The sequence below is a fragment of the Acidobacteriota bacterium genome (assembly GCA_016196035.1).
Classification (GTDB): Bacteria; Acidobacteriota; Blastocatellia; order RBC074; family RBC074; genus JACPYM01.
Genome location: JACPYM010000088.1, coordinates 36,775 through 56,121 on the forward strand (window position 1 = coordinate 36,775; position 19,347 = coordinate 56,121).

Here is a 19,347-nt window from a genome sequence, read left to right on the forward strand (position 1 = left end):
TTTGCAATTGAATGTACGGGCAGTGCGGCTAAGACAGTCCCGCGCGCGTGAGCGAGCGGGACGTCAACGCTGGCGCAATACGGTCTACCCTGAGTCTCCGCTTGCTCACGCGCGCGGTACTGCCCCGGAGCGCGCTTTTTCCCGTACACTGATCTGCAATCCGATCTAATGACAGCACTGCCTCACTTGAATTCGATGCCGCGATAAACCTCGCTTAACGGCAACTCGCATTCAAGCGAAGACAATTCCACCACGGCAGTCAGACTGCCGTATTCAAACCGCTGCCACCGCCTGCCTTTGCGCACGAAGCGCGTGACGTGCGGGATGTTTTGCGCGATCAGCAGATATTCCTGCACCGAGGGTATCGCTTGATAAGCCAGCCGCTTTGGCTCGCGGTCTAAATGCTCTGTGCCAGTCGAAAGCACTTCAATGAGAACGAGCGGGTTGACCAGCACATGGAACTTGTCCACTTTCCCAAACACCGGCTTGCCACAGACGACGCTCAGATCGGGATAACGAAAGGGCGGCAGGCTCGGCGTTTTGATTGCCATATCCGAACCGAAAACCTCGCAGCCACCGCCCGCCAACCGTTTGTTGAGTGCGTAGGAAACACGATTACAAATCATCGCATGCGCTGGCGAACCGCCCGACATGCAGACAAATTCGCCATTCCAAAACTCCCAGCGCCGGTCTGACGCTTCGAGCATGGCGTAATACTCTTCCAGCGAATGCTTCATACGCGGCACGGGCAAATACTCAGCAACCATTGCAACGGCTCCTTTCAACTGTCTGAATGCGCCGATTCTAGCACAACCCGCTGGCAGCGACGGAAACGCGAAACACCGCGCACAACGGCATTGAAATTTCCGCGCTGTTCATTTTGCGTTCATCAACAGTTTCTATAATCGCCTCGTTCACTCTCCCATGCAGAAGCCCCGACATCCGCTCAAACACTGAAACCACACGCATCCCATTCGCCAAGCTGACCGCTTTCTCGACGTTTGCTCCGCTCTCAAACGTTCCGGCGGCAACAGCGGCCCCGCTGCAATTCATCTGCGCCTAAAGCCGTGATCTCGCATCATCGGTCTTGGGTGAGTTTTACCCATCGGCAGAGTTGAGCCTAAGTTTCATGCCCGAAGCTTTCGCATCACGCAGGCTCAAAAAAGGAGAGCTATATGACAGGCATTCCGCAGGAAACGATTCGACAGCTAAAGAGATATGTCGCGCTGTTGTCTTTGGTCGCAACGGCGGCGTTTCTCACGGTTCCCGATTTCTCAGGTCAGGCGGCGAGTGAGCATGGCAAAGCCTCGGCGACGCCCAAACCCGTGGCCACCGCGACGGTCAGACCCGTCGTGACGCCTACGCCAAAACCCAGTCCCACGGCGACGCCCAGACCGAGTCCCACCGCCACACCTCGTCCCAGTCCCACCGCTACGCCGACGCCGACGCCCGTGCCGGTGGGCAATTCGCTGGTCGTGTTGGGCTACAACGATCTGGGCATGCATTGCATGAATCAGGACTTTTCCGAATTGGTGATTTTGCCGCCTTACAACACGCTGCACGCGCAAGTGATTGATCGTTCCGGTGAGGAACCGCGCGTCGTTTCGAGCGGCGTGACGGTGCAATACAGCATTCCCGGCAACACACGCTCTTCGACCAAGACTAACTTCTGGCTCTTTGCGTCGTACCTGTTCGGCGTCAATTTGCCCAATGACATCGGGCTGACCGGCAATGGCCTCTCCGGCACGATGCAACCGACTGGCAATCGCGACTGGGCTGTGACCGGCATCCCCATTACGCCCATGACCGACAGCGGCGTCGAGAATCCGTATCAACTTGCCAATATCAAAGTGCTGCGTTCCGGCCAGCAACTGGCGCAGACCCAAGCCGTCGTGCCCGTCTCGTGGGAGATCAGTTGCAACATCTGCCACAATACGCCCGGCGTAGGGCCGGCGATAGACATCCTGCGCAAACACGACTTGCGGCATAACACGCAATTGGAAATGCATCGGCCCGTCTTGTGCGCCAGTTGTCACGCCGATAATGCGTTGGGCGCGCCCGGCCAAACGGGCGTATCCAACCTTTCGCAGGCGATGCACAGTTCGCACGCTAACCGCATGAGCCAGGCGAACCTGGGCAACTCCTGTTACGCCTGCCATCCGGGCCAGCGCACGCAATGTTTGCGCGACGTGCATTTCACCAAAGGCATGGATTGCAACAGTTGCCACACTTCGATGGCCGCCGTCGGCAATCCGAATCGCCGCCCCTGGGTGGACGAGCCGCGCTGCGCCGATTGCCACAACAAAGCCGGGCATGAATACGAACAGCCGAATACGCTGTACCGCAACTCAAGCGGCCACGGCAATGTGCAATGCGCCGCTTGCCACGGCAGCCCGCATGCGATCACGCCGACCGTTCAACCTGCTGACAACGTCCAGGCTATTCAGTGGCAAGGCTATCCGGGCACGATCAACAAATGCACGGTCTGTCATAAACAACAACCGGGCGAAAGTTTTCCGCACCGGCGGGACACATAAAGCTGCCTGGACAACTTAGATCGGTTTTCACATCGGTGTATGGGAAAAGTCGCGCAGCGGGACAGTACCGCGCGCGTCAGCAAGCGGCGCGTCAAGCTTACGCCATTGGCTGAGTCGCCCAGGCACCGCTTGCTGACGCGCGCGGTACTGTCCCGGCACAACGCGCTCCCGTAAACGCAATTGCAAACCGCTCTAAATCACAAGCTTGCGAGAGAAGGCTGCGCGCGGCAACGCACTCAGCCTTCTCTTTAACTCTGTTTCTCAGGCAACTGTATCAGCGAATTGTTTGCTTGGTTTTAGATCAAATCCCACGGCTTGCGCGCCGCGCGGCTGAGCAGCTTTGACGCTTCGGCGTCATTCACAAAATCTTCTTTTACAGCGTCCCACACCAGCTTCCTGCCGGTCTTGTAAGCGATGTTGCCCAGATGCGGCACGGTGGTCGAACGATGGCCGATTTCGACTTCGGCATTGGGCGCTTTGCGCGAACGCACGCATTCGATGAAGTTGGCCGTATGCAACGCCGTCGCGTCTTCGGCTTGCACGCGCTTGGCCGACATGCGGTAAGCGTCAACCGGCTTGCTGCGTTCTTTGCGCGTCTGCGCGGCTTTGACCGGCTCAGGATAAATCTCAAAGCCGATGCGGTCGCAAAAGAGCGCGCCGTTCGTACCGTAATACGCTTCGCCATGCGGGCGGTCGTCCTGCCCGCGCTGATTGTAAACCTCAAAGCCCGGCGTGCGTCCGCCCAAGCCGTGCGCGTTGAGATTGACCGCTTCGTAACTCAGCACGAAGCCGTCGTATTCATACGTTGCCTGCAACACATCGGGCATCTCGCCGTTGTCTTTGAGCGTGAAGCGCGCGCCGGTGGCCGAGACGGTTTTCGGCGCGCTCACGTGCATGATCTGTTGCACGGTATCGAAGCGGTGCGTGCCGTAATCCGTGATCGTCCCGCCCGCGTAATCCCAAAACCAGCGGAAGGTGCTCAGGAAACGGCTGCGATTGAACGGACGCTGGGGCGCGGGGCCAAGATACATGTCCCAATCCAAACCTTCGGGCACGGGTGCATCGGGCACATTGCCGATGCCGTTGGGCGTCAGGTTGCTGTAATTCCACACGCGCACGAAGCGCACTTCGCCCAGTTCGCCGGCTTGAATGATGCGCTCGACTTCGCGGTAATGCGGCGCGGAGCGTTGCTGCATGCCGGTTTGCACGACGCGCTTGTATTGGCGCGCGGCCTCGACCATTTGCCGACCTTGCCGAATGGTAAGCGCCAACGGCTTTTCAACATAAACATCCTTACCCGCGCGGCAGGCCAGCACCGTAATCGCCGCGTGCCAATGATCGGGCGTGGCGACGTGCACCGCATCAATGTCTTTGCTTTCGAGCACACGCCGGAAGTCGCCGAACCCTGTCGCCGCCGGATTCAGCAGCGTTTTGGCCTGGGCAACGTTGGGCGCGTAGACATCGCAAACCGCGACGTATTCCGCGCCCGGCACTTTGCGCATGTGCGAGGCGACTTCTGAGCCACGCCCGCCGCAACCGATCAAAGCAAGGCGAACGCGGTCGTTGGCACCGAGGATGCGTTGGTAAGAAGCGGCGGTCAGCGCGACCGTCGTAGCACTCTGCATTGACTGCCTGATGAATTCTCGTCGTTTCATAAGCCTTCCCAATCAATGTACAGCAGGCTGCCAGCCTGCTGCGTCTTCGTCAGTAAGGCAATCAATTTGCCTCACTGACGAAGATGCCAACAGCAAGCTGCTAGCCTGCTACAGACATAAGACAGCAAGTCAGCTTCATGGTGTCATTGGCAAAGACACCGCAGGCTGGCAGCCTGCTGTACCACTTTGTCTTAGGGCCGAATCACCGTGCCGTCTTTGCGGCGCGTCGTGCCCCACGAATAATCGAAATTCGGCGGGCTATCCACCACCTGGAATTTCGCCGCCAGCGCCTCATCAAAATCAATGCCCAAGCCCGGCTTCTCCTGCGCCAGCATGTAACCGTTCTTGACTTCGGGACAGCCTTTGAAAACTTCCTGCGTTTCTTTCGGGAAGCCGCTGCCTTCGTGCACACCGAAGTTGTAGCTCGACAATTCAAGCGCCAGTTGCGCCGCGTGTGCCAGCGGCGAAGCATCGCCGGGGCCGTGCCAGGCGCTGCGCACGCCGAAGTATTCGCTTAAGGCCGCGACCTTGCGGGCCGGACTCAAGCCGCCGATTTGCGAGATGTGGATGCGAATGAAATCAATCAGCCGGTCTTTGATCAGCGGCAGGTATTCGTGCTGCGTGTTGAACAACTCGCCCATCGCAATCGGCGTGTTGCACTGGTTGCGCAACAGTTTGAAATGATCGTTGTCTTCGGGCGGGAACGGGTCTTCGATGAAAAAGGGTTTGTATTGCTCGACCTCTTTGCAAATCTGAATGCCCTGTTGCAGCGTCACGCGCTCGTGTACGTCGTGCAGGAATTCGATGTCTTCGCCGAACTGCTTGCGCATGGCCTCGAACATACGCGGCACCATGCGCGCGTATTTCGCCGACTCCCAAATCGCTTGCGGGTTGGTTGGGCCAATGGCCTCAGGGCTGGCGGCACCTGCTGCGCCCGTGCCGCGATTCGGGCCGCCCGCGCCATATGTCGCCATGCCCTCGACGCCGGATTGGATGCGCACGTGGCGGAAGCCCTGCTCGATTGCGCCTTTGACGCGCTCGCCCAATTCGGCGAAATCCTTGCCCGCCGCGTGGAAATAGCAATCGGCGCCGTGCCGCACTTTGCCGCCGAGCAGTTGATAAACCGGCATCCCGGCACGTTTGCCTTTGATGTCCCAGAGCGCAATGTCCACGCCGCTCATCGCATTGAAGAGCACCGGGCCGTTGCGCCAATACGAAGACACATACGACGACTGCCAGATGTCTTCGATTTCGTCCACGTTGCGGCCAATCAGGAAGGGGCGCAGGTATTTCTCAAGCGCCGTTTGCACGACCAACGCACGTTGCGTAAATGTCGCACAACCCCAGCCGACCAGGCCCGGCTCAGTGGTTTCGATTTTGACGACGACCAGGCGGATGCGATTGGGCGCGGTCAGAATCGTTTTGATGTCACGGATTTTGACTGGCCCGGTGCCTTTGACGGCTTGGGTGTAAGCCGGATTCGGCGCGAGCGTTTCGGCCAGTGATTCTTTGGCGGCGAGCAACGAGGCTCCGCCCGCCAGCGAGAGCGAACGTAAGGCGTCACGACGTTTCATAAGGTTTTGTCCTGAAAAAAGGGATGCGTTTGGCCGCAGAGGTACGAAGGCGCAGAGAACAGTTCCATCTTGAAAAACTCTCTTACTCTCTGTGCCTCCGTGCCTCGGTGGCAATCTTCGTGTCTGGTTGAAACTACTTCACAGTGTTGAAAGTGCGGCGTTCCATCTCGTCGGTGAGAGTAGGGTTGAATTTATATTTGCGCAAGAACTCTTCGGTCACCTGCGCGCCCAGGCCCGGCGTGTTGGTTGGATAAACGCCTTGCACATCGCGCTTGACGCCGCCCGGAACGAGGTCGTTGAAGACCGGTTCGTCTTTCTCAAAGAATTCGAGAATCAGAAAGTTCGGAATCGAGGAACAGACGTGCATCGAAGCCAGCGTGCACAGCGGCCCGTTCGGAGTGTGCGGCGCGACCGGGATGTTATACGTATCAGCCAGCGCGTCGGTCTTTTTGGTTTCAGTGATGCCGCCCGTGCGCGCCAGGTCGGGCTGGATGATGCGCACGGCTTGGCGTTCGAGCAATTCGCGGCAGCCCTGACGCCCAAAGATGCGCTTGCCCGTGGCCAGCGGTGTTTGGGCGTTGCGTTGTACTTCGGCCATCGCGGCGGCGTTTTCGAGCGGCACGGCTTCAAAAGAACAGCCGCGACAACTCACATGAAAAAGGGGTTGTCTATGGTTTGCGGGACGTGAATTTCCTTGCTCCATTGTTCCGCGCCGATGGAATACCCGTGCAGGGCATAGACGACCGGATAACGCCGGGACTTTTGCTTGTCGTAACTCGGCGGCAAAAACACCAGTACATCGCGATCAACCGCGTCACCTTCTAGGTTCCCTTCGAGCGCGGTTCCGTGAATCTTGCTGCGTTCTACCTTTACAGGCTTTGCGCCTGGTACCACCGGAGGTACTTCGGTTTGTACCTGCGCGGCAATCGGTATCGCGAACGTAACTGTTAGGATCAGCGTCATTACACAAACGAATCTTATCTTTCTCATAGTTATCCTTATCACTGAGCGATGCTGTGTTACTTCTGGAGCGCGGTTCGGCCACCAGAAGCGGCTTATCGAAACAGCCTTGGCGCGAAGTCTTGCAGATCGCGCCGCCACGTTTGCCATTCGTGGTCTGTCCCCGGAGATTCATAGAAGACATGCTGAATTTGGGCTTCTGTTAACGCGTCATGTAGCCGGTGAATCCCGGCGCGCATTCTTTCTGGCTCAGTTGTTCCAATGCCAATCCAGAGCAATCGAACCTTTTTTGCAAACACCGCCGGATCAGCAAAGACACCGTTGTAATCGTTCTTCGCGTCCATCTTGCGGTCTCCCAGAAAGCCGCCTGCACCACTGAACCCGCCAATGTAAGAAAAGAGATCAAGACGCTTCAGCGTGATCTGGAACGTTTGCATGCCGCCCATCGAAAGCCCTGCCATCGCGCGATTTTCACGACTGGGAATCGTGCGGTAGGTCTTGTCAACGAAAGGTATCAGGGCTTGGGTCAGATCGTCTTCAAACGCGGAAAACATTTCCTGCATCGCCTTTGCCCGGTCAGGCGAAGTGGGCGGACCAGTTACGGCAGGAGCAGGTTGGCCCGCGCGTTTGGCGTAACCATACGCCATCACGATGATCATCGGCTTGCACTTACCTTCGGCCAGCAGGTTATCCAGAATGAAGTTTGCGCGTCCCTGCCGAATCCATCCCGTTTCGTCCTCGCCACCGCCGTGTTGCAGATAGAGCACGGGAAAGCGCTGCTTGGTTTGTGCCTCGTAACTCGGCGGCAGGTAGACCAGCGCGTGCCGCCAACTGCCTGTTACTTTCGAGTTATACCAAACCTCGCGCACCTGACCGTGCGGCACATCTTGGATTGAGTAATAAGTCGAACCCGACTCTGGCACCTCGACGGCACTGGCGAATTTATTGCCGCCAAAAAAAGACTGGCTGCCTGTATCACTGACATCCGCACCATCAACAACGAAGTTGTAATAATGCAAACCGGGAACAAGCGAAGACGTTGTGAATGTCCAGAATCCATCTGCCTGTTTCTCCATCTCGGCTTTGGGGCCGCTCCAGAAATTCACCCTGACCTTGGTGGCGTCCGCAGCTTTCACTCGTAACTGAACTCGCCCGGTGCTATCCACTTTTGGATATTCAGCACCCCAAACGTTAGATGTAGCAGGCTGAAAATTGCCTGCTTCTTGTGCATAACAGATCTCCGCAAAAAGTGCCCAACATAGACTTGCAAATAGAATGATCCAAAAACGCTTCTTCAATTTTTTCATAACGGTCGGCTCCATATTTAGATTGGTATTAGTTTGTTGGCGGCGCTGCCTTGATCGCTTGGCAACGCGGCGCCGAAAAAAATGGTGGGCATTGCGGCCGTAGCCGCAATGCCCACCATCCGCATGGAGGACTCGTCGCTGGCGACTGCCGCCAGCGACGAGTCCGGGCGCGTGGCTCAGAACGAATACTTCAGTCCGAGTTGAAGCTGACGCATCGGGAGAGCCGTTGAACTGATGACGCCGAAGCCCTGATGCGCGGCATTGGACGTGGCACCCGGAAATGTCTGACCGGCCAGAATGTTTCCGTTCGGTGCACCCCAGACAGGATGGTTGAACACGTTGAACGCTTCCAGCCGGAACTGGAGTACGTGGCCTTCCTTATAACCCAGATGGAATTGTTTATGCACCGCCAGATCAATTGACTGGAAATGCGGTGTAATCATCGTATTCCGCCCGACATTGCCGAAGCTGCCCTGGGGTGCTACGACGAATGAGGCGGGGTCGAACCATCGTGAGGGTGTGCGGTCGGCGGCGTACCTATTGCCTGTCCCTGAGAAACTGGGGCGATCAGGTAACGGGTTGTTGGTACCGGCATTGTTGATACCGATGGTGAGGGTCTGCGGAACGCCGCTCTGGATCGTCGAGTTCGCGCTCAGTTGCCACCCGCCAATAAACCCGTTGGCGATTGAGTTGTTAATGCCCAAGAGCTTGCCTTTGCCTACAGGCAGGTCATAGACGGTACCGAGCACCCAGCGATGGCGGACATCGAAGGACGACAAGCCCCGCTCGCAACGCAGGCAACTGCTGTCCTGTGGAAAGAGTGTGTCCAGGCCCTGGGTGCGCGTGCCGCTGGCATTGTCAATTGATTTGGCCCAGGTGTAATTCGTGGTCAAGCTGAGGCCTTCGCTAAAGCGCCGTGTCAGCTTCACGCTGGCGGCGTTGTAGTTTGCGTTGAAAGCGTCATTGACATAAGAAAGCACGCCGAAGTTGGCGAAGGGGCGGCGCGCATTGATGCTGCTTAACGGGCCTGGGAGCGCCTGGTTGATGTTTTGGAAGCCGTAGAGGTGATGGCTTTGCGAGCCGAGATAGCCGAGTTCCAACGCCCAGTTGGAACTGAGTTGCCGTTGCACGTTCAGCAGGTACTGAATCGTGTAAGGCGTCGCGTGGTCGTAAGCCGCCGCCCAGGCAAACGGCGGTGGAACTTGCACTACGCTTCCACTACCGCCGGGAATCGCATTGCTCCAAGTAATCGGCAGTGCGGGTGTCGTGGTCAGGTCCACGCGAGCCGCGATATTGCGGGCCATGTCGAAGTATTCAGCGTTGGCAATGTCCTGCATAAAGAAAATGCCAAAACCGGCGCGGATCACGGTCTTGTCATCGAGCGAATAGGCAAGGCCCAGGCGCGGCGCGAAGTTCTTGTACTTCGTCTCTCTGAGGTTGTTGTTCAGACCGCCGCCGCAAACCGCGTTCGTGCTAGTCCAACGGATGCTCAGGCCTTGATACGGATCGGTGCAGTTGCCCTGCCGCACGAAGGTCGGCCAATCGGCTTGCGGCGCGTTCGCAATAAACTCGATCTTCGGTATCTTCACCGTGAAATAGTTGCCGTAGGTATTGGTGAAAGGCGGCGTCAGTTCGTAACGCAGGCCCAGCGACAGCGTCAGCTTGGGCGTGACTTTCCAGGTGTCGTCAATAAACGTATGGAAGACGTTGCGTTGAAATTTCGCATCGGCCACGGCGGCGGCATTGGTGGAGACGAAAAGTTTCCCCAGCAGGAATTCAGCGAAGGAGTAACCACCGCTTCCATTGGCAGGATTCGTTGTCGCATTCGCCTGAAAGGTAAACACACCGCGCGAGAACTGGTTGCCGACCTGGTTGAAGTTTTGCCGGTTGTACTCGCCCCCAAAAGCGAAGGTGTGTTTGCCATGAATCCAGGACAACTTATCCACGAATTGCAGCGTGTTGTTGTTGTTGGCGAACGGCCCGTCGTTGGCGTCGCCAATCCCGGTGAACCCGCCGCCGTTGAAGACGACGTTCGGAATGCCCCAAGTAATCGGATCACCCGGTTTTTGGTTCGGAATGCCGATGGCGGAAATCACATCCGTGTTCCCCGCGCTCAGCGTGCCCAGCGAGTTAAAGAACCGCGTATAACCGAAACGGGCGTCGTTGACCAAGTTGGAAGTGAGGGTGCGCGTGTTGCCCCCGGTGTATTGTTCGTAGTTGGTAAGCACTTTCGTTCCGGCGAGATTCAGGCCCTGTGTGGACGTGTTTTCGTCGCCCCAGTTGTAGCGTCCCATCCATTGCGACTTCGACGACTCGATGAAGTCCAATCTCAAAACAAAGCCGTCCCGGTTGAAAGGTTGGGAACTGGTCTGCGCAAAATTGTTTGTTGTGAGCGCACTGCCGGAATTGTAGTACTTCAAAAACTTGACTGAGATCGGGTCCAACCGGTTCGTGGGAATGATATTGCCCGCAAAGGGCTGCCCCGTGTTCGGATCGTAGATGACTGTAGAAGGAAGCAACTCGCTGAAGTCGCCGCCAAACATCTTCGTCGTCGGTACGGTAAACGTATTCAACACGCTCTGCCGGCGGCGCAGCGCTTCGTAATTCGACATAAAGAAGAGCTTGTCTTTCCCGTTGAAAAGTTTGGGAATGCGCACCGGCCCGTCCAGCTCGAATCCGAAGTCGTTCCACTTGAACGGATTCTTTGGCCTGGCGGCGGTGAACTGGTATTGCTTCGCGTCAAGTTTGTCGTTGCGCAAAAATTCGAAGAGGGTGCCGTGATAGGCATTGCCGCCCGACTTGGTGAGCACGTTCACCTGCGTGCTTTGATGCCCATACTCCGCCGGGTAAACGCCGATTTGAACCTTGAACTCTTGAATGGCGTCAATCGAGGGCAGGGCGACATACGAATTGAAGTTCACGTCCATGTTGTTGACGCCGTCGAGCGTGTAGTAATCGAAGAAGATGCGCTGCCCGCCCGCGGAGATTGCTTGCTGGGCGCGTTCACCGCCCTGACGAGCGCCCGCTTGCCCAGCGGCTGGCGCGAGGACGTTCACGTTGGGCGAAAGCGCGACCAGATTCAGATATTGCCGTCCGTTCAGCGGCAATTCCGTCACAATCTTGTTTTCGATCACGGTGCCGACCGTCGCGTTTTCGGCGTTGAGCAGTGCGCCGTTGCTGGTGATGGTCAGCGTCTCGCCGACTTGGCCGACCTCCATCGTCACATCCAGCCGCAGCGTCTGCTGAACTGCGAGTGTGAGGTTGTCGCGCACTGCCGTTTTGAAGCCCTGCTGCTCGATTTTAAGATCGTATTGGCCGGGCAGGAGTGAGGGAAAGGTATACAGTCCTTCATTGTTGGTGGTGATGCGCCGCGCCGCGCCGGTCGCTTTGTTCGTCACGGTGACAGCCGCGCCCGCGACGTTAGCACCAGACGAATCGGTTATTAGGCCGGTAATTTCACCGCTGGTTTGCGCCTTGCCAGTAGCGGCCAAAACGGAGAGCAGCGCTACACTGCCTAGCATAAGAAGAAGTATCGGCCGCATTTTCATTTTCATATTTACTCCTGTTAAGATGCGCCGCAGCTTGTTAGGCTGCGGGGGACTTAGGACTGATGTGGCCTTAGTAATCCGGGGCCACCGGAACATCCATCCAGTTGATCGAGAGAATCGCGCCGATGTAATCGGGCAAAGCCTCTTAACAGCAAAGCCAGTAGTTCTGTTTGTTTGTTAGTCAAAATGGTAGGAAAACGGCATCGTTGTACTTCCGCCAGAAATACCTGACAAGTCTTTGAACGTTACACAACGTTCGGTAACGTCCCCCAGCACTGTTTCCACTACGGCAAAAACCGCCAGGCTAAAAGCACTTATGAGCGAAACGTCTCTCCAAACCAGCCAGTCTCTGACGAGCGAGCAAAAGGGTGCGGCGCTCGAAGCCGTGCTGCACAGCCAAACCTTTGCCCGTGCTGACCAGTTGAAAAGTTTCCTGAAATACGTTTGTGAAATGGAGTTGGCCGGGCGCGGTCACGAATTGACCGAGTATCTAGTCGGCATTGAAGCGCTGGGGCGACCAGCCAGTTATTCGCCGGGCGATGACTCGGCGGTGCGCACCCGGGCTTTTGCGCTCAGGAAAAAGCTACAGGAGTTTTACGAGCAGGAACAGCCCAACGCCGCCCTGCGCATCGAGTTGCTGAAAGGCTCCTACCGTCCGCACTTTGTTGAGAGCCAACCGCATCAAAAAGCGAATGGCAACGGAATGTCGGCTGAGCAACTCGCGTCGCAGCTTGTCCATTCACCTAGGGCGCACGAAGAATTAGTTCCAGCCGAAGCAACGGGCTGGCGTGAGTGGAAAGGAGGTTGGCTGCTCCCTTTCAGCGCCGGAGTCATGTTAACGACGCTGCTCGCCGCTGGGCTTTACTGGTGGCTGAGAGCCAAACCACTCTCTAACGCAGTTTCGCACAACCCGGCGCCGATTCTGGCTGAAGCCTGGGGGCCGCTGCTGGCGCCGAATGCCGATGTGTTGCTATGTGTCGCTAATCCACCCAGTTTTTCGGTACACCCAGGCTCTTACTCCCCCGCGACAACCAATATTCCATTCAACTATCCGGCGGCGCTGCCAATGCCTCAGCAGCTTCAAGAGCTATACAGCAAGCGCTATCCCGCCGCTCCAGCCAACCTGTCTTTAACCATCTCCAGTAACGCCACTTACTGGGGAGATGTGTTAGGCGCGCTGACGGCGTTCAAAATTCTGAACGCCGCAGGTGTTTCGCCGCAGATATTTCCTGAAATAGTCGTCACGATGCCGATGCTGCGACACCGCAACGTAATTTTCTTTGGCGCGCCGGATTACAGTTCAGCGGTGGCCCGCTTGCAGGAAAATTGCCCGCTGCGTGTCAATTACCTGGACGCCATCGCCGGCCCCGCCACGCCCGCAACGCCAGCGGCGCGTTATGCGATTAAACTGGGGCAACAGCAACGGCTGACGCAGGTCTTCGGCTTGATCACGGTGCTGCCCGGTGAAAGCTCGGCTAACATGCAAGATCGCACGCTGATCTTTTCGGGAGTGAATTCGGCTGGCACGCTCGCGGCAGCGGAGTTTTTCAGTTCGCCAGACCACTTACTCGCATTGAAGCAGGAGTTGAAAAAAGCCGGGCACGATACTTTCCCGCCAGCCTATCAGGTAGTGGTCAGAGCCGAAACGGATGACAGCATCCTGCTCAAATTCCATTATGAGACCTACCGCATCATCCAAACATCGGCAAGTCAGTGAAGACATTCATTCAGGGGCGACTCAGCTAAATTTTGATTGCGGCGGTCGAGACATTGCCGCTGCAAAATACCGAATTCGATCCCTGCCAGATTGAATTAGCTCTCGTGCTTTGGCGTGTAGTGAAAGTCGAGCGCCAGTTCAAAGAGCATCCATCGCTGGTTGAAAACCAGTGGCGTCAGAATCGCGTTCCGCCGCCACTCACTCTTTCGAACTCAGGACATTCTACTTCAACGTATTGAACGTGCGCCGCTCCATCTCGTCCGTAAGCGTAGGATTGAACTTGTATTTGCGCAAGAAATCTTCGGTCACGTTTGCGCCCAAGCCCGGCGCCGTCGTCGGATAAACGCCTTGAATGTCGCGCTTCACGCCGCCCGGCACGAGCTCCTGAATGACCGGTTCATCTTTCTCGAAAAATTCCAAAATCAAAAAGTTGGGAATCGAAAAACAGACGTGCATCGAGGCCAGCGTGCAGAGCGGCCCATTCGGATTGTGCGGCGCGACCGGAATGTAATAGGTGTTGGCCATCGCGGCGATTTTCTTGGTTTCGGTGATGCCGCCTGTGCGCGCGAGGTCGGGTTGGATGATGCGCACGGCCTGGCGTTCGAGCAATTCGCGGAAGCCCTGGCGGCCAAAGATGCGTTCGCCTGTCGCGAGCGGCGTTTGCGTATTGCGTTGCACCTCGGCCATCGCCGCGACGTTTTCGGGTGGCACGGCCTCTTCGTAAAAGAACAAGCGCTGCGGTTCGAGCACGCGGATGATTTCGAGTGTGGATTTGGTGTTCCAGCGCCCGTGCACGTCAATGGCGATGTCGTAATCGGGGCCGCCCGCTTCGCGGATGGCTTTGACGATGGCGGCAGCGAGGCGCAAATCCGGTTGCATGACTTCGCGGTTCATCGGCGTATTGAAAAACGGATCAAGCTTGCAGCCGGTATAACCGCGCCCGACCAGCTCTTTCGTCTTCGCGGCGTAGGCTTCCGGCGTATGCGCCAAATCTTCCGTCCAGCCGTTGGCGTATGTGCGCAGCTTCTCTTGCGCGAGTCCGCCCAGCAGTTTGTAAACCGGCACGCCCAGTTTTTTGCCGACGATGTCATAGAGCGCCATGTCAATGCCGCTGAGCGCGGCCAGCACGATGCCGCCCATGCCGTTGTAATACATAAAGCGATACATGCGCTGCCATATCGCTTCGATATTCCAGGCGCTTTGACCGATCACGACACCGCTCAGCGTGCTGACCGCCGTCGCAATCGGACGCACACCGGGATAGTTCGTGCCTTCGCCCCAGCCGACATAGCCGTCTTCGGTTTCGACGCGCACGAAAACCCAGGGCGCGCTGCCCCGCACACCGGTCAGCAGGATCGGCTCGACCTTGGCGATCTTGAGCGAATTGTCAGCCTGTTGTGCCCAGGTGTTGGTGTGGCCCGCCGCCAGCAGGCTGCCGGTCAAGCCCAAGGCGGATTGTTTAAGAAAAGAGCGGCGAGTGGAACTGTTACGTAATTTGGTGCAAACCATAAGTCCCCTTTGTGCAAGGCGTAAATAAAAAGCAGCAAGCAAACTTGTTAGTCAAATTTGCCTGCTGCTGCGTGTTTACTTGAGCTGCCTGCTCATCAGCTTTGCTTAGAACTCGATCTTCAACGCGCCCTGCAAACTACGATTGTCAGACAACGTCGAGCGAATCTGCCCCGCCGTCGGCCCGCCGATGTTCGCGTTCGGGAAGCCGAAATACGGCGTGTTGAACAGATTGAAGGCCTCGAAACGGAACTTGAAGACAACCTTCTCGGTCAAGTTGAAGTTCTTCGAGAGCGAACCGTCCACATTGAAATTGCCCGGCGCATAGAGCGTGCCGCGCGATGAGTTGCCAAACGTATTCGGCGCGGGCGCGGCGAAGGCGTCAATATCGAACCATTTGTCAGTCGTCGGATTGTCGAGTTTGCCGCTGCCGATGCGGTTGGGCCAACTCGGCGCACCATTGTTCACGCCGTTTTGTAGAAACACCGTGAACGGGCGGCCCGTCGTCGCCGTCACGATGCCCGTCGTTTGCCAGCCGCCCAACACATACGCCAGCGGGCCGCTCGTCAGCCATTTCTTGCCTTTGCCAAAGGGCGCTTCGTAAACGCTACTAAACACCAGGCGATGCTTCACGTCGTACCCTGACGGGCCGCGCCCGGCTTTGATGTTGGTGTAGGTTTGCGGATTGCCGACCGAACCGCCGCCGCTCGCCGGCGACGAACCGTAATCCAGCGATTTGCCGAAAGTGTAGCTCAGCAGGAAATTCGAGCCGCCGCTGAAGCGTTTGTTCGCCTTGACCAGCAGCCCGTTGTAACTCGACGAATTGCGGTATTGCGCAATGTTGATCGCCGAGATGTTCGCCAGCGGTTGAATCAAACGCCGCGAAGCGTTTGAGCCGGCGCCGGGCTGCACTTCGTTGACGTTGTAAAACACCGGGATGTGGATGCCGCGGCTGCCCGCGTAACCGGCTTCGAGCACGACGCTCTTGCTCAGCGCGCGTTCGATATTCAAGCCATACGACTGCGCGTAAGGCGTCAGGTTCGAGAACTCATGCCCGATGATCGTCGGCACTGGCACGACGGCATTCAGCGCCGCCGTCGTCGTCGGCTTGAATTGCACCGGCGTCGGGAACGGGCGATTGATCGTCGTCACGGTGGCGAAATTTGCCGGCGTCGTGTCGTTGGCATAGCTTTGCGACACTGACAATGGAATGTTCTGACCCAACAGATTGCCCGCCGCATACGGTTCGGGGAAATAGCTGATGCCATAGCCGCCACGCACGACGGTCTTGGCGTTGCCGAACACGTCGTAAGCGAAGCCCAGGCGTGGGCCGAAGTTTTTGTAATGCGTCTCTTTGCCCGCCGAACGCGAATAGCCCTCTTCGCCCGCGTAAATCAGCCGCAGCTTGTTGGGGTCGAAGTTGACGATCAGGTCGCGGTTCTCGACGTCCGGCGTATAGACCTCATAACGCAAACCCGCGTTGACGGTCAGGCGGCTGGTGACTTTGATGTCGTCCTGAATGAAGCCCGCGAATTCCTTATTCGTCAGGTAGTAGTTCTCGTTCAGGAAGCCACGCGAACCGTTGATGGTATAGCCGAGCAAGAGCGTCGCCAGCCCCGTGCCCGTGCCGCCCACCGCCGCGCCCGCTGAAAACGGCAGCCGTGTGTATTCGTTGCCCAGCGTGAACGCGCCGCGCGTGTTCGATTGCGTAAACGGTGACGGTTTACGGTCAACGAAGTGGAAGCCGAATTTCAGCGTCTGTTTGTTGAGCGTGTAAAACAGGTTGCTGGTGAATTGATAGTGCGTCTGTTTGGGATTGACCGGCAGGAAGTTCGGCCCGCCGCTCAAACCGGTCAGGTCGGTGATGGTGATGTTGGGTAGCCCCGACGTGAATTGCGAAATGTTGATGCCCTGAATGCCCAGCGAAGTCGAGGCATTGTGGCCGTAATCGGATTGCACCGTGCGCGGGTTGGTGCGCGCAAACCCGACGCGCAATTCCAGCAAGAGCGCGGGAGAGAAGGTGTGCGTGTGATTCAGCGCCAGCCCCTGCGTGCGCAAGGTCGTGTTCTGAATGCCCGCGACAAAGGGGCCGAGGTCGAACTTGCTCTTGGCAAAATCCGGCGTCGGCAGACAGCAAGCGGCCTGTCCCTGCGGCGCGTCCAGGCGAAAGTCGCCAAAGCTGTAGCGCGCGAAAAACTTGTCGCGGTCGCTGAACTCGTGATCGAAGCGGAAAGTGTAGGAGTTGTCGCCCACGTCGCGGCCAACCACCGAGGTATAGTTGTTGGTCAAACTGCTGTTTTGCGGCAGCGGATAAATGCTCGCCACGTTGAAGCCCACCGGATTGATGCGCGCCGTGGGAATGAGGTTGTTGGCAAAGGCCGAACGCAGGATTTGCGGATTGGCCGCGCTCACCGCCGCCGCCGCATTGAAGTTCGGATTGTTTCGCGTCGTCAGCGGATCGAACATCATGCCGGCGCGCGCCTGCACCGTCAGATTATTCGTGTCGCTCACCATCAACGGCGTGGTGAACGCGCCGCCGCACGAACCCGCCGCGCCGGCTGTATTGGTGCACAGATTCGCGCCCAGGTATTCGCTGAAATCGCCCGTGCGCGCCTTGGCCGTCGGCACGCTGTTGACGAAGGTCGTGCCGCGAATCTCGCGCAGGCCCGCGTAATCGAAAAAGAAAAAGCTCTTGTTCTTGCCGTTGTAAACCTTGGGCACCCAAACCGGCCCGCTCACATACCCGCCGAATTGATTACGGCGAAAGGGCGGCTTTTTGGTGGGACGCGGGTTGACGAACTGATGCTGAAAGGCGTCGAGCTTGTCGTTGCGCAGAAATTCAAACACGCCGCCGTGCCAATTGTTCGAGCCGGATTTGGTCGAAACCGAGACCACGCCAGCGCCGCGTCCGTATTCCGCCGAAAAGGTACCCGTCAACGCCTTGAACTCACGCACTGATTCCACCGTCGGTTGCACAATGACGGTGTTAAAGGTGTATTCGTTGTTGTCAATGCCGTCAATCAGCCAGCCGTTCGAGTTGGCGTGATGGCCCAGCGAATTGAAATTCGACGAGGCACGCGGATTGAACGTCGAAGCGCCCGACAGATTCTCGCCCTGTTGTCCTGGCGTGACGCCCGGTACCAAATAAACCAGTTGCGCGAAGTTGCGCCCGTTGAGTGGCAACTCCTTGACCGAACGCTCTTCGATCACCTGGCCGAGTTCCGACGATTCGGTGTTGACCAGGGTCGTCGCGGCGGTGACTTCGGCGATTTCGGCGAGTTGGCCGACTTCGAGGTTGAAATCAATGCGTGCCTTTTGGTCAATCTGGACGACGACGTTGTTGGTGACGCCTTTTTTGAAGCCTTGCGCTTCGACCGCCACGCTATAGGTGCCGGGTATCAGAAACGGCGCTTGGTAATTCCCTTCTTCATCGGTCGTGTAATTGGTCGCCATGCTCTTGCCGACTTCGGTCACGATGACTTTGGCGCCTTTGACCGCCGCGCCGGAATTGTCTTTCACCGTGCCCAGAATACTGCCCGTGGTGACCTGCGCTTGCGCGCTCAGCGCTAGAGCGCATAAAAAGCCGAAGCCGCTAACCAAGGCAAACAATCGCTTGCCGACTTGCTGGAAATACATTGCATCTCTCCTGTGTTAAATGAGAATCAAGCAGTACCGCAACAACGGCATGAGCGCTCTTTGCCTCATGTCTTGTTTGAGTTTTGCTTGCTGCTGGCACGTTTTCTTACTCTGTTGCGTGCCCTTTTGCTCGTTCGTCGTGACAAGCCGCGTCAATGACCACGGTGCTCGCCAAAATCAGTACATCGTCTTCGCCCGGCGCAATCTCGACGCCGTAACTATCTGTCCATGAAAACCAGCGTTTTGTGACGGTGGCGACAACTCGTTCACTGCGTTTGAATTCATATTCGTGCTCGAACAGGCTGCCCTCGGCCCGCAAATCATCCTCTGCATTTGGCCCCGGCACATCCACCGTGTAGCCGCAAATAAAGAAGTTGAAGAAGTCTTTTTTGACCACGGCATAGAGTTCGCCGTCGCGCTGAATCTCGTAACTCGGCGTCAACGCCAGCAGCTTCTGCTTGATGCTGGCCAATTCTTTGCCAGTGCAATCCTGCAAAGAGAACCGGTCGCCGAGGCTAACCGCCTTGCCATCCACATAAAAGGCGTTGTTGCCCTTTTCATCTTTGATATAGAAGTCAGCGCCAAACGAGAACAGCTTTTGTTTCATTAGGTAGCGCATACAAATGCTCTGTTTGACTCGATCATCTCTCAGTTGCGTGTATGGTTCGTAGTCCCGGCGTCAGCCGGAAGGCTTGGGCAAGCGAATCATTCCGCCTACAGGCAGGACTATAAACTTCCAGACACCCAACTGAAAACCGATTTAGGTGGCCCGATGGCCGTGGCGGCCTCCTCACGAAAGCGATGGGAGCAAAACAGCGCAACCGATTCTCAGCGTAGTTGACCTTAGCTTGATCTTCCGAAGCCCAGAGAAAGAATTGCCAAAAACCGGGGCCGTAGCGCAACCACC

The 19,347-nt window shown here is 57.2% G+C and carries 11 protein-coding genes and 1 pseudogene; 2 read left to right on the plus strand and 10 right to left on the minus strand.

Going from position 1 to position 19,347, the window contains the following annotated elements; translation table 11 throughout:
• Positions 1-182: 182 nt before the first annotated feature.
• The gene (locus HY011_25340) at positions 183-767 is read right to left on the minus strand and encodes a Uma2 family endonuclease (GenBank protein ID MBI3426269.1); all 585 of its coding nucleotides are present in this window, start codon (positions 765-767) and stop codon (positions 183-185) included.
• A 408-nt stretch (positions 768-1,175) separates the two neighbouring features.
• On the opposite strand from HY011_25340, the gene HY011_25345 reads away from it, so the two are divergent.
• Complete coding sequence (locus tag HY011_25345; GenBank protein ID MBI3426270.1) at positions 1,176-2,537, plus strand: cytochrome c3 family protein; 1,362 nt, start codon at positions 1,176-1,178, stop codon at positions 2,535-2,537.
• A gap of 296 nt (positions 2,538-2,833) precedes the next feature.
• On the opposite strand, the gene HY011_25350 is transcribed toward HY011_25345, so the two are convergent.
• The 6 genes and pseudogenes from HY011_25350 to HY011_25375 form a co-directional block, all read right to left on the minus strand.
• Positions 2,834-4,192, minus strand: a complete 1,359-nt coding sequence (locus tag HY011_25350; protein MBI3426271.1) for a Gfo/Idh/MocA family oxidoreductase — start codon at positions 4,190-4,192, stop codon at positions 2,834-2,836.
• Between the two features lie 191 nt (positions 4,193-4,383).
• Positions 4,384-5,766: a starvation-sensing protein RspA gene (locus HY011_25355; GenBank protein ID MBI3426272.1), complete on the minus strand. Its 1,383-nt coding sequence runs from the start codon at positions 5,764-5,766 to the stop codon at positions 4,384-4,386.
• Positions 5,767-5,899: 133 nt separating this feature from the next.
• Positions 5,900-6,388: a hypothetical protein gene (locus HY011_25360; protein MBI3426273.1), complete on the minus strand. Its 489-nt coding sequence runs from the start codon at positions 6,386-6,388 to the stop codon at positions 5,900-5,902.
• A 44-nt stretch (positions 6,389-6,432) separates the two neighbouring features.
• Positions 6,433-6,729, minus strand: a pseudogene (locus HY011_25365) (esterase).
• A 92-nt stretch (positions 6,730-6,821) separates the two neighbouring features.
• The gene (locus tag HY011_25370; protein ID MBI3426274.1) at positions 6,822-8,033 is read right to left on the minus strand and encodes an esterase; all 1,212 of its coding nucleotides are present in this window, start codon (positions 8,031-8,033) and stop codon (positions 6,822-6,824) included.
• Between the two features lie 176 nt (positions 8,034-8,209).
• Positions 8,210-11,554 carry a TonB-dependent receptor gene (locus HY011_25375; GenBank protein ID MBI3426275.1) on the minus strand — a complete coding sequence of 1,115 codons (3,345 nt, stop codon included), beginning with the start codon at positions 11,552-11,554 and terminating at the stop codon, positions 8,210-8,212.
• A 343-nt stretch (positions 11,555-11,897) separates the two neighbouring features.
• Here HY011_25375 and HY011_25380 point away from each other — a divergent pair, with 343 nt between their 5' ends.
• Positions 11,898-13,298, plus strand: a complete 1,401-nt coding sequence (locus HY011_25380) for a hypothetical protein (GenBank protein MBI3426276.1) — start codon at positions 11,898-11,900, stop codon at positions 13,296-13,298.
• A 222-nt stretch (positions 13,299-13,520) separates the two neighbouring features.
• Here HY011_25380 and HY011_25385 read toward each other — a convergent pair whose 3' ends face one another.
• From HY011_25385 to HY011_25395, 3 genes are all read right to left on the minus strand, one after another.
• Positions 13,521-14,807: a mandelate racemase/muconate lactonizing enzyme family protein gene (locus tag HY011_25385; protein ID MBI3426277.1), complete on the minus strand. Its 1,287-nt coding sequence runs from the start codon at positions 14,805-14,807 to the stop codon at positions 13,521-13,523.
• 105 nt (positions 14,808-14,912) lie between these two features.
• Positions 14,913-18,440 (minus strand): carboxypeptidase regulatory-like domain-containing protein, encoded by a 3,528-nt coding sequence (locus tag HY011_25390; GenBank protein ID MBI3426278.1) that lies wholly within the window; start codon positions 18,438-18,440, stop codon positions 14,913-14,915.
• A gap of 106 nt (positions 18,441-18,546) precedes the next feature.
• On the minus strand, positions 18,547-19,059 hold the full coding sequence (locus tag HY011_25395) for an LURP-one-related family protein (GenBank protein ID MBI3426279.1): 513 nt from the start codon (positions 19,057-19,059) through the stop codon (positions 18,547-18,549).
• Positions 19,060-19,347 lie beyond the last annotated feature (288 nt).